Here is an 11,858-nt window from a genome sequence, read left to right on the forward strand (position 1 = left end):
CTGTCTCCCGCATTCACCGCTTGGTGGACTTGCTGGGCAAGGTGGAGCGGGTGAGCTGTCAACTGCGCTACGACGGGCCGGATTTGCCCCAGCGCTACAGCAGTTGCTACTGCACAGCCCAACTGAGTTTTGCCAATGGGTTGCTGGCAGTGTTGACCTATGGCAAGGGAGACTCTCTGTGGTGCTCGCAGCGGCTACTGGAGTTCCACGGCCAGCGGGGGGGCCTGCTGATCAACGGCGAAGAGGCGATGCTGTTGCGCGCCGGCAGTGCCCACCCCTTGGAGACGGGATCCCGCCACGGCCTGTTCGAACAAGACACCCGCATGGTGCTGGATCACCTGCGCCACGGCAGCCCTCTCTACGTAGACACCGAAAAGATGCTCCATGCCCTCGCCGTGGCCGAGGCCGCCGAGCGATCCGCCCAAACCCAGCAGGTTGTCCGCGTGGAAGTGTGACCCATCCAACTCCAGAGAACCCTTAGGGGAGAAGTTCGAAAGCGTTTTCAGAAATTGCAGACAGCTATGAAACAGCATGCTGGTTATCCCCCCTCTCCCCCCAAGGGGAGAGGAGCTGGGGGTGAGGAGGGCCGGCTGCTCAGCTCCCAAACACGCTGACAATGCGGCGCATGGCTTCTTCTACGTTGGCGCGGCTGTTAAAAGCCGACAGGCGCAAGTAGCCCTCGCCGGCGCTTCCAAAGCCAGAGCCGGGAGTCCCCACCACATGGCAGGTGTGCAGCAGCTTGTCGAAAAACTCCCAACTGCTCAGCCCAGTGGGCGCCTTTACCCAGACGTAGGGAGCGTTGACGCCGCCGTAGGCCTGGATCCCGGCTTTGGCCAACTGCTCGCGGATGATGCGGGCATTCTCCAGGTAAAACTGCACCAAAGCCCGCACCTGGGCCTGCCCTGCCTCAGAATAGACGGCTTCTGCCCCCCGCTGCACGATGTAGGCCACGCCGTTGAACTTGGTGGACTGGCGGCGATACCACAGGCTCCAGAGATCCACCCAGGAGCCATCGGCAGCTTGGCCCCGTAGCGACTTGGGCACCACTGTAAAGGCGCAGCGGGTGCCGGTAAAGCCGGCTGTCTTGGAAAAGGAGCGGAACTCGATGGCGCATTCCCTTGCCCCCGGGATCTCGTAGATGGAGTGGGGGATCCCAGGCTCCGTAATGTAGGCCTCGTAGGCGGCATCAAAGAGGATGAGCGAGTTGTGGGCGCGGGCATAGTCCACCCAGGCCTGCAGATGCTCCCGGGTTGCTACTGCGCCGGTGGGATTGTTGGGAAAGCAGAGGTAGATGACATCGACTTTTTGCTCGGGCAGGCTGGCGGTGAAGTGGTTTTCCGCCGTCAGCGGCAGATAGACCAGGCCCTCGTATTCGCCCCGCTCGTTGGCCGGCCCCGTATGGCCCGCCATCACATTGGTGTCCACATAGACGGGATAGACGGGATCCGTGATGGCAAGAGTGTTGTCGTGACCGAGGATATCCAGGACGTTGCCACAGTCGCACTTGGAGCCGTCGGAGATGAAGATCTCAGAAGCGTCGATGTCGCAGCCGCGGGCCTGAAAGTCGTGCCGGGCAATGGCTTGGCGCAGCCACTCGTAGCCCTGTTCTGGCCCGTAGCCGCGGAAGGTGGCCCGCTCCCCCATTTCCTCCACGGCCCGGATCATGGCCGTCCGGCAGGCCTCCGGCAGCGGCTCGGTAACATCGCCAATGCCCATCTTGATAATTTGGGCTTCCGGATGGGCGGCAGCAAAGGCCTGTACCCGCCGGGCAATCTCGGGAAAGAGATAGCCGGCCTTCAGCTTGAGGAAGTGGTCGTTGATCCTGGCCATAGGAGTTGAGCACTGCTTAAAAAACCACCGGCCCTCCAGTGTAGCCGAAGCCACCTCCCTCCTGCTTCTGTCAACCCCTGTAACCTGCCTGGCTCACTGCCCCAGGCTATCCAGGCTGAAGGCACCCACTGGCGAGGTCAGGTGAAACTCTCCCCGCTCCTGGGTCAGGCCCAGGGGGCGGCTGGGAAAGGCCACCAGGATCCCTTCTAGGCGCAGCGACGCCGCCAGCGGATCGTAGGCCAAGCGCAGCTCGAAATCCCGCAGGTCGCGGCGCACCTCAATGCGGCGGATCCCTGCCTCCGTTAGGCCCAGGCGGAACCGCCAGTGGTTTTGCCATTGCGTGCCGAGGGTGGCATCTAGGTCGAGGCCGTAGGTGGAAATCTCCCCCGACCGCGGATCGTAAACCGCCTGCAGCGCGTAGCTAATCCCCGGCTCATAGCTATCTAGACCCGAGCGCTGCTCCCGGTTGAAGGTGGTACTGCTGCGCCCCCGATATTCCAGCCGGATCGGTTGTAACTGCCCCTGGTTGAGGTCGTAGGAGGTTTGCACCTGGATGTTGAATAGCTCAGGGGTGGTGTTCCAGGTAAAGTTGGCGTTGAGGGTATCCCACTTTTGAGCGACAAAGTCGTAGCCAAGGGTGGTGTCGAAGCGCAACAGGTTTTTTACTTCCGCCTGCAGCTCCTGCAAGTTGCGGGAGGCAATCGCTTCCAAATCCTCCGGCGTATCGTCGGGGAAGGTCAGGGCTATGGGCAGCTCGCCGGGCAGGTCGTCTTCAAAGGCGATGTAGCCGGGGGGCACGTTGAGCAGGAAGTTGCGCGGGGTGAAGAAGCTAATGCTGGCGTTGAGGCGATCCACATCCTTGGGGCTGACGGAAAGGGTTTGAAAAGGAGCGGAATTGTTGCCGTAGAAGGTGCGGCTGTAGCGCAGATCGATGGTGTTCCAGTCGGCGGGCTTGAGGCTGAGGCGGGGGTTGAGGCTGACGGTGGATTCCTGGTCAGGGGTTGAGTACAGGACTTGGGTGTAGTCGATCGAGCCGGGCATGAAGGTGATCCAGGGAGCCGGTTGAATGTCGTTGAATTGAAGGCTGGAGCGCAGCTCGTAGCGATTGAAAAAGTTGAGGCCGGATCCCACTTCTCGATCCGGCTGTTGCTCTTGGGTCAGGGTGAAGGTGCTGCTGAGGGAGATATCGGGAGCGATGCGGAGGAGATCGGGATTGAAGGCCAGCTCGAAGTTGCGGCGCGGCTCGGTGTCGCCGTTGGAGCTGCTGTAGGCGCGGTAGTTGAGGCGGTAGGTGCCTCCCCAGCCGGGTGGGGTGAGTTGGGCACCCAGGGTCAGCCGTGCGTCAGCAAAATCTGGCCCATCTTTGACACTCACCCGCTGGTTGTAGTCCAAGCGCAGATCCGACTGCAGCCAAGGCACGCCCCCGTAGCGCTGGATGTGACTGAGGGTGAGGGGAAAGCTATAGGTGCCGTTCTCCTGGGATCCGCTGCGGTTGATGTTGAGGGTGGTGGTGGAGAGATCCCCCTGAAAGGTGGCGTTGAGGCGGAGGTCAGCGTTGTCGTTGCGCCCGCCGGCAGGGCGGTAGGTGTTGTCTAGGTTGAGGTTGAGCTGGCCCCGCAGTTGGCCCTCTTGGCCGAGGAGGTTGGCGGCGTAGAAGTCGAAGTTGTGGTCAAGGCGGAAGCGGCTGGAGAAGCGCCGCTGGTCGGCCTCAGTTACCAAGTAAAACTGGGCTCGCCCGTAGTTGACGCTATCGGGGATGGGGAGAATGTAGTCGTGCAGAAAGCCGATGCCCAGGCCTTTCTTCTGCAGGACATCCAGCCGCAGGCCGCCGAAGTTGTACTCGTCGAAGCGGTAGGCCCAACTGGACTTGACAAACACCCCTTCCGCCTCGCTGCGCCCCGGCAGCACCCACTGGTGATCCCGCAGGCTGTAGACGAAGAGGGGCAAGTAGGCAATCTGCAGCCCCGCCCGCAGATCGCCCTCTTGGGTGAGCTCGCCACCGGCAAAGACGCGGGCGTCGTAAACGATGACCCGGTCATCGGGAAACACCTCCACCCGATCCCCTTGCACGTAGTGGGTGATGGGCGGCTCCGGCGAGGTGGTGACGGTGGCCTTCTCGAAGAAGATCCGCTCTCCCAACAGGGCAGTGGTCTCTTGGCTGCGCACAAAAACCCGGGTGCCCGGCTCCTCCCCCGGCAGGATCACCAGCGAGTTTTCAAATTGAGCGCTGCGACCGGGGATATCCAAGTCCAGGTTGCGCCCCTCGATTTGCCGGATCCCGCGCCCCTGCGGCCCAGGAGGCCACTCCATGCGAAAAGGGCCCTCGCTGCGCAGGCGCCGTTCCCGCCGGTAAAACAACAGCCGCTCGCCGCTGATGCGGGTGCCGTCGGCCAGTTGGATCTGGGCGTTTCCCTCGGCAATGCCCAGGTCTTGTTCAGCGATGTAGCGGAGCACATCCCCACTGACGTTGATCTGATCCGGGTCGAGGGGGATCTGCCGTTGGCTGGTGGCGGTGGCCGCCAGTTGCTGGCGAATCTGGGATCCCTGGCTGGCAGGCGGAGCGGCTTCTGGGCCAGTGGCAGGAGCGCCCAGATCCCGCAACAGGGGGAACCGCTCCAACAACTGGGGAGCCAGTAGAGATCCGGCAGTGGGGGTGAATGACTCAGTTCCGGTTTGAGCTGCCATCTGAGTGCCGGTGGAAGAAGGTGCAGGGGAAGGGGCGCCGCCCAAATTCCAGCTCCCGCCGGCTTGCGAGAGCAAGGTCGGGATTCGCTGCGCCGCCTCTTCCGAACCAAGCCCCTCTGGCCCTTGAGGGGTAACCGGATAAGCAGTAGCTAAGCTCTCGCCAGTGGATCCTAGGCCGCGCCTAGTCTCGGTGGGACGCAGCCGGGGTTCTTCTTCCATCCGCAGGGCAGCAGCTTGGGAACGGGGGGAGCCGAGAGAGTCCAGCGTCGGAACAGTTGCAGGGGACGTCGCCGCTGAAGCGGGCCGGGAAGACGGCGTTGCCTGGGCCTGTTGTGCCTGCCGCCGGGCGTGGGCCGCCGCCCCCTCGGCCAAGAGCCGTTGCAGCCGCTGCCGGTTTAACTCTTCTGGCGTGAGGGCCTTTTCAGAAGGGGTGCTAGACGGCGGGGAGCCAAGATTAGAAACTGAGGCCGCAGAAGGTCCAGTTGCCGCCTTCAAGAGCACAGGGGGCGGAGAAGATTGAGCCTCGGCTAAGGTGATGGGATCCCCCAGCAGGCTGGCACCAGGGGGAGCAACCGATTCTGGGCTGGGAGCTCGGTGAGCCGGTTGTAACCGCTGGGCCGACGTTTGCGCTGCCCAAAAGCGCTGGTAGCCCTCCATATTGGTGGGCAGGAGATCCGGCTGGGCAAAGACCGCCCTCTCCATTCCCACCCACAGGGAGCTGCCCCAGCAAAGGGCTAGCCACCTTGCCCAAGGGCTGAAGCCATGTGGGAAGTTGCCGAATCTCACCGTAAAAACCGCCACAGTAGAGAGAAGCCCACCCCGCCGAAAATCATATTCGGCAACCAGGCAGCCAGCCAGGGATCGATCTGCTCAACTCGACCCATCGCGCGTCCTAAGCTCATCAGTACATAGTAAATAAACACCAGGACAATCGCTAGCGCCACACTGCCGTAGCGGCCGGTCTGCCGCACCGTTTGTAGGCCTAGGGGCGCAGCCACCAAGATGGCAAAAAAGCTGGCCAAGGGAATGGCGAACTTGAGGTGGTACTCCGTCAGGCAGCGGGCTACATCGGCAGAAGGACGTTGCTCCGCTCGATATCGCTGGCATTGCTCCCACAGCTCTGCCGCCCGTTGCTCCTGGGGCACCTTTTCGGCGTACACCAGGCCCACCAACTTGCTGACGATGTTCAGCTCCATCTCCGCCACCTGGCCCTCGTAGTAGGTGCGCCCCCGCTCGTCGTAGCGACGGATCACCACGTCTTGCAGGTGCCACGCTTGGCCCACCTGACGTGCCGTTTCGGCAGAGATCACCTGCGGGTAGCGTAGGTGGCCGGTCTCGGCCTTGCGATCCAAAATCAGTAAGTCGCGCATCAAGCCGGTCTCCGGGTCAATGGATCCCACATGAAACCAAAGGTCGTCGTCCACCCGCACGATCTCTTCCGAGTCAAAGGGAAGCGCATCCTGAGCCAGGATGAGATTGGTGTTCAGGGTTTTCACTTTTTGGTTGGTTTGGGGCACGATCACTTCATTGGTCAACAGCGCCAGGCCGCTGATCAGTAGACCGATGCAGAGCACCGGAATCAGCACCTTGCGATAGGGGATCCCGGCGGCCCGCAGAGCCGTGATCTCGCTGTCGGCCCCCATCCTGCCCAGGGTGAGCAGGGTGGCAAAGAGGCCGGCAATGGGGAAGGTGACCACCAAAATGGCGGGCAAGTTGAGGAGGAGAATGTGCAAAATTGTGAGGGGAGGGGCGCCTTTTTTCACCAGCAAATCGGCGTAGATAAAAAGCTGGTTGCCCAGCATCATTACCGTGCCCCCTGCCACCCCCAAAAAGAAGGGGCGGATCATTTCTTTGAAGAGATAAAACTCCAAAAAAAAGCCCCCAAATTTTAGGGATCCCCACAAGCTCCCCCTACCAGCAGCGCCTTGGTGCCGTTTTCCTTTGGTCAATTGGGTGGGCATGTGCCTTTATTCCCTCAGACTGGCGTGCGACTTAGCCGGCCCCAGACGAGTGGCAGGCAAGGGTTGGATCCCGTCAGAGGGCGTCGGTGATGCGAAATTGAAACATCCCCTGCTGCTGCTCGTCCCCCTCGACGGTGTACTCATCCTGTTCCAAGTTCAGGGTGACCAGCCTGCCGCTGAGGCGGTTGGCGCCCCGACACATCTGATCCAGAGCATCGCGACCGGGCAGACCCTCACTGGTTTTGGGGGGAACGGGAGTGAGCTCGCCGCGATCGCAGAGGAGGACGGGAGCCTGGTCGGCGGTGATCCTGAAAATCTGCCCTTGGTCGGAGTAGTCGGCCCGATCTCCCTCAATAGCGCGGTTGGCCTGGACGATCACCACATTGCCGAGGAAGCGGGCATCGCCGCTGGCCTGGTCGATCTCCACCCGATCGGCATAGATCACCGTCGGTTGATCGACATCGGCCTGGGTCTGGGGGTTTTGCAGGCGCCGCGCCAGCCAGTCCCCCTCGATCTGCTCGATCACCACCTCCCCCCGCAGCTCCACCTTCTCAGGGGTGATGGTGGCCTGGTTGGCCTTGGCCTTGCGCCCCCGCTGGATAAACTCGACAGCATCGCTAAACTCCGAGGTGCCGGTACGGGAGTTGTAAACCAGGCGAGCGGCCCGCACTTCCGTTTCGGCTTGGCGCAGCTCCTCTGTCAGGGATCCGCCGCCAGGAGCTGGGGTAGAGGCGGCCATCTGCCGGTAGAGAACGTTTTCTTCGAAGAAGAAGATCTTGTCGCGGTGGTTGCCCTCCAGGCGGGCGGAGGTGAGCACCCGCCCCGGCTCGCGCAGGGTCACTCCCCCCGTCAGCAGGCTTTGGGATTCGCGACGGCGGTAGGTGCCCTGAGTTGCCTGGATGATGGTTTCCCCTTGTTGAATTTCCAGGTTGCCTTCCCCGCGGGCAACTTGCGTGTTGCGGTCGTAGGTGAGGCGGTCGGCAATGATGGTGACCTCCTGATCCGGTTGGTTGGGAGTCGCCTGTGGGCCAGCCTGGGCCAAGCGCAGATCGGCTAACAGGGGATCCCGGCTGGTGTCGCCGGCTACCTCCTGCAACACGACGCCGCCGGAGAGAATGCTCTGGGCCTGCTGGCGCAGGTAGGTGCCCTGAGGGGCGCGAATCTCGATGCCACGTTCGCGGATGCGCAGGTTGCCTCTCCCTTCGGCCACTTGATTGGCACGATCGTAGGTGATCTGGTCGGCGGTGATGGTGGTGGAGGCAGGATCCGCCGCCGCAGTGGCCACCCACCGGGCGGCGCTGGCCAGGTCGGCTCCTTGGGCAGAGCTGGAGGACTCCGTCTTGCTGGGGCGATCCGGAGGCAGCATAATTAGCTTGCCCTGCTGGGCACTGAGGAGGGCAAATTGGAAGTTAAACGAGCCGGAGCGGCCCTGCAGCACCATTTCCTGCCCCTTGAGGGTGAACTCCGCCGGCACCTCGATGCGCTCTTCAGGCGTGACTCTCAGAGCGCGGGTCAGAAGCAGGCTGCCATCCTCGCTTCTCACCTCCACCTCCTCATCCAGATAGAGGGCGTCGGCAGTGGCGTCGTAGCGGGCCCGCTTGGCCCACCAAGTCATCTGCTCGCTGCTGGCAAAAAAGGGATCCGGCACCTCTTCTTGGCGGTCGGCGCCACCTCCGTAGAAGTAGCCGTGCGCCCCCTGCTCAAACACCTGTTGCCCAGCTCTGAGCTCCACCTGTTCGGCGATGAGACGCCAACGCTGGTGGCCCCCTCGACGACCCACAATATCCACCCTGCGGCTGACGGAAAGGGGCTGATCCGGGGGAGGGGACTCCACCTTTACCTCTTCGATGTCGATGGACAAGGCCCAGGCAACCAGAGCGGCCAAGAGGCCGGTTCCCAAGAGCGCCACCCCCAGGTTGGAATTGAAAAATCGCCGCATCCTGTTCTCGCCGCTGCCTTACGTTGATTCCGAACCCATGAGCTCCAGCAGGGCCAACACCCAACCCGGCACACTAAGCTGTAGCTTATCGCAATTTGCGGGCCGCCTCGTCGGGATCCCGATCACCTCTAAGGTTCTGGTTTATCCCAGACGGCTGAGGATAAAGCCCAACCCCAGAAACAGCCCTAGCCAAAAGTGGAGGCCAACAGCGATGAACTTAGAATGGCTGATCCGCTGCGGCTGGTCGTGGTAGGCCCCCAGCAGGCGGGATAGCCGCACCGCAAAGGGGATCCCGGCAAAACCCAGCAACGTCCAAGCCGGAAAAGCCCCCAGCCCGACAAACAGCAGCAGCAGGCCAAAAATGCTGCCGCAGATCCAGGGGATGAGACGGGCGGAGCGGCGGGTGCCCAGCCGAGCCACTGGCGAGCGCTTGCCAGCAGCCAGATCGTCCTCCACCTGATGAAAATGGGAGCAAAACAAAATTAGGCTGGTGACCATCCCCACCACCAGCGAGGCCGCCAGGGCCGGCAGCGACCACGTTTGGCTTTGGCTGTAGTGGGCAGCCAGAACCGCCAGCGGCCCAAAGCTCAAAAAACAGAGGATCTCCCCCAGCCCTTGATAGCCCAGGCGCAGGGGCGGCCCCTGGTAGGCGTAGCCCAGCCCGCAGGCCAGCAGCACCAGCAGCAGCACCGTTGGATCCGCTTGCCGCCAGCTTAGCCAGAGGATCCCTGCCAACCCCAGGGCCAAAAAGGCATTGCCAGCCCAGAACACCTGCTCCGGCTTGCCGGTTAGGTTGACCAGTGAGTGGAGCTTGTTTTTGTCCACCCCTGTCTGGGCATCGAACACATCGTTGCTGATGTTGACCCAAGCCAAAAGACAGATGGCGGCCCCCAAAAACACCGCCAAAACCCCCACATCCATCACCCCTGCCTGGGCGTAGGCGATGGCAGATCCCACCCAGATGGGCATGATGGCCACACTGTACATAGGAGGCTTGAGGGCGGCCATCCACAACTGCCGCCGGGAGCGGCCCTCCCAAGTGCCCTTTTCTGCAAGCTGTACCTGGCTGGTCTCTGGATCCCTGCACGTTCTCTTTGACGGTTCCGGCTGTGCGAGCATGTTGGATCTAGCTCTCTCTGGGTTCTGTGTTGGCTCTGTATTTGTTAGGTTAGGGGGCTTCTGTCCCCATCCCCAAGGATGCTAAGAAACTTTGCAATCCGTAAAGAAACGCCTGGGATCCGGCGCTGGCGAGCCTGAGCCGCCGGCTGCTCTCCTAATCTCCTATCCTGAAACGCCTTTCTGCAGCTTCCCCTGCCGGCTGCGATGACGCTTGTCCTGTTTTCGGCCAAGGTGGGATCGTCCTCTTTTGCTTGCGCATGACTTCTTCTCTTTTCCCCTGGAAGGGTGCGTCCGGATGCCCGGAAGGGCCCAGAGACTGGCTGCCCATTCACACCTCTGCTGGTCCAGGAGAGGTGGAACACGCCTGGGATCCCCTGCTAGCGGCCTGCCAAGAGATGGCGCGGGCGCGAGGGATCCCCCAGATTCTCAGCCTATGGCAGCCCATCTCAGGGCTAGATCCGCTGGCAGTGCTGGCCCGGCAGTTGGGCTCGCTCCCCCCCAGCCACTCCCTCGGCTATTGCTACCTCTCCCACCCGACGCAAGGGGAACGGGTGCGGGTGCTGGGATGGGGATCCCTGCGGCAGCTCGACCTTTCGGGAAAGGGGAGATTTGAGGCGGCACGGGCCTTTGTGCAAGGGATCCAGCCCCATGTTCATAGCGCTCCCGGCTGCACCCCAGAGTCCGCCCGCAGCCAGCAGGAGCGCCCTTTGTGCTTCTGCCGTTTTGGCTTTGCCCCCAACAGCGGCGGGGGGGCAGCGCTGGTCCTGCCGCGCTGGCAACTGTTGCAGGTGCAGGGGGAGTTGACGGTGGCGCGGCTCAACCTGGAAATTGGCCCTGAAAGCGACCCGGCGGCCTTGGCCGGCCAGATTGCCGCTTTTTTTGCCCGCATGCAGCGCCTTGCCGAGGCCCCCTTGCCTGCCTGGAATGCCTGGAAGCCCCAGCCGCTGCCGCAGGTGGCAGTGGCGGAAGAGGCCCTCTTGGCGCGAATTGAAAAAGCCCTGCAAGCAATTCAGGTGGGATCTCTGGAGAAAGCGGTGCTGGCGGAAGCGGTGGATCTGGTGTTGCCCTCCCCTCCGGCCATCCCCTCGCTGCTGGCCTATCTGGAGGCGCATCACCCCGATTGCAGCGTCTTCGCCTTTGCCTCAGAAAGTGAGGGGAATTTTCCTCCCCAGGTCTTCCTGGGAGCCAGCCCGGAGCGGCTGCTTTCGGTGTGGCAAGGCCGGGTGCAGATTGATGCGCTGGCCGGCTCCGTCGCCCGCGGCGCCAACGGCCACCAAGACCGGATGCTGGCCGAGCAATTGCTCCGGAGCGCCAAAGACCGGCGTGAACACCAGTGGGTAGTGCGCTCGATCCAGGAAGCTCTGGGCCGGCTGGGGATGAAGCCCCGCATCTCCCCTCAGCCTCGGCTGCGCTGTTTGGCCAACATCCAGCATCTGCAAACGGTAATCGAGGCGGAGCTCCCCGCTGATGTGCATCTATTTGACCTGTTGGCCCAGCTCCACCCCACTGCCGCTGTAGGAGGCTATCCGCAGCAGGCGGCGCTGCAGTGGCTGGAGCAGTGGGAGCCCTTTGACCGCTCGAGCTATGCCGCCCCTTTGGGCTGGGTGGACTTGCAGGGCAATGGCGAGTTGGTGGTTGGGATCCGCTCAGCCCTGATTGAAGGGAAGCGGGTCCGCCTGTATGCTGGCGCTGGCATCGTAGCCGACTCCAAGCCGGAGCAGGAAGTGGCCGAAATCCGCCTGAAGCTGCAGGCGCTGGTTCAGGCCCTGGCCTTGCAGCCACCAGACTCCCTCGGCTGGTAGTTGCAGCCGCCGTTGGGCAAAGCTGATAGAACAGTCTCCCAAACAGTTAAAGTTAGAGAGCTGGCCCTTTAACGGCCTCGACTTGTCCACAGCATGGTTACCCTCAATCCCCCCTCTTCCCCGCCTATGGCCGGATCCCGTCTCTGGCCCGGCATCATTGAGCACTACCGGGAGTGGCTCCCCGTCAGCCCTCGCACCCCCGTAGTGACGCTGCATGAAGGTAATACCCCTCTGATCCCCTCTCCCGCCCTGAGCCGACGGCTGGGGCGAGACTGCCAGGTTTACCTGAAGCTGGAGGGTCTCAACCCCACCGGCAGCTTCAAGGATCGGGGCATGACCATGGCGGTGTCCAAAGCCAAGGAGGCGGGGGCGGAGGCCATCCTCTGTGCCAGCACCGGCAATACCTCAGCAGCAGCCGCTGCCTATGCGGCCAAAGGAGGCCTGCGGGCCTACGTGCTGATTCCTGATGGCTATGTGGCCAAGGGCAAGCTGGCCCAAACCCTGATGTACGGGGCGGAGATC

General features: G+C 62.6%; 8 protein-coding genes. 3 read left to right on the forward strand and 5 right to left on the reverse strand.

Features of this window, described 5'->3' with window-relative positions; all coding sequences use genetic code 11:
* The coding region (locus NW835_RS06590) for a Gfo/Idh/MocA family oxidoreductase (protein ID WP_414414843.1) at positions 1-455 on the forward strand (455 nt) is incomplete at its 5' end.
* 139 nt (positions 456-594) lie between these two features.
* Here the strand turns inward: NW835_RS06590 and NW835_RS06595 are convergent.
* The 5 genes from NW835_RS06595 to menA form a co-directional block, all read right to left on the reverse strand.
* A complete protein-coding gene (locus NW835_RS06595) occupies positions 595-1,830 on the reverse strand; it encodes an LL-diaminopimelate aminotransferase (protein WP_414414844.1) in 1,236 nt (411 codons plus the stop codon).
* 93 nt (positions 1,831-1,923) lie between these two features.
* Positions 1,924-5,217: a hypothetical protein gene (locus NW835_RS06600; protein ID WP_414414845.1), complete on the reverse strand. Its 3,294-nt coding sequence runs from the start codon at positions 5,215-5,217 to the stop codon at positions 1,924-1,926.
* Positions 5,218-5,297: 80 nt separating this feature from the next.
* Positions 5,298-6,476 carry an LptF/LptG family permease gene (locus tag NW835_RS06605; RefSeq protein ID WP_414365308.1) on the reverse strand — a complete coding sequence of 393 codons (1,179 nt, stop codon included), beginning with the start codon at positions 6,474-6,476 and terminating at the stop codon, positions 5,298-5,300.
* 73 nt (positions 6,477-6,549) lie between these two features.
* Positions 6,550-8,415, reverse strand: coding sequence for an LptA/OstA family protein (locus tag NW835_RS06610; protein WP_414414846.1), 1,866 nt, complete (start codon positions 8,413-8,415; stop codon positions 6,550-6,552).
* Between the two features lie 141 nt (positions 8,416-8,556).
* Positions 8,557-9,423 carry a 2-carboxy-1,4-naphthoquinone phytyltransferase gene (gene menA, locus NW835_RS06615; protein WP_414365304.1) on the reverse strand — a complete coding sequence of 289 codons (867 nt, stop codon included), beginning with the start codon at positions 9,421-9,423 and terminating at the stop codon, positions 8,557-8,559.
* Positions 9,424-9,887: 464 nt separating this feature from the next.
* On the opposite strand from menA, the gene NW835_RS06620 reads away from it, so the two are divergent.
* Entirely contained in the window at positions 9,888-11,336 is a 1,449-nt protein-coding gene (locus NW835_RS06620; protein WP_414414847.1) for an isochorismate synthase, read from the forward strand.
* Between the two features lie 93 nt (positions 11,337-11,429).
* Positions 11,430-11,858: pyridoxal-phosphate dependent enzyme (locus tag NW835_RS06625; protein ID WP_414414848.1), on the forward strand; the 429-nt coding region annotated here is incomplete at its 3' end.

This window comes from Synechococcus sp. OH2, from assembly GCF_047462155.1.
GTDB lineage: Bacteria > Cyanobacteriota > Cyanobacteriia > Thermostichales > Thermostichaceae > Thermostichus.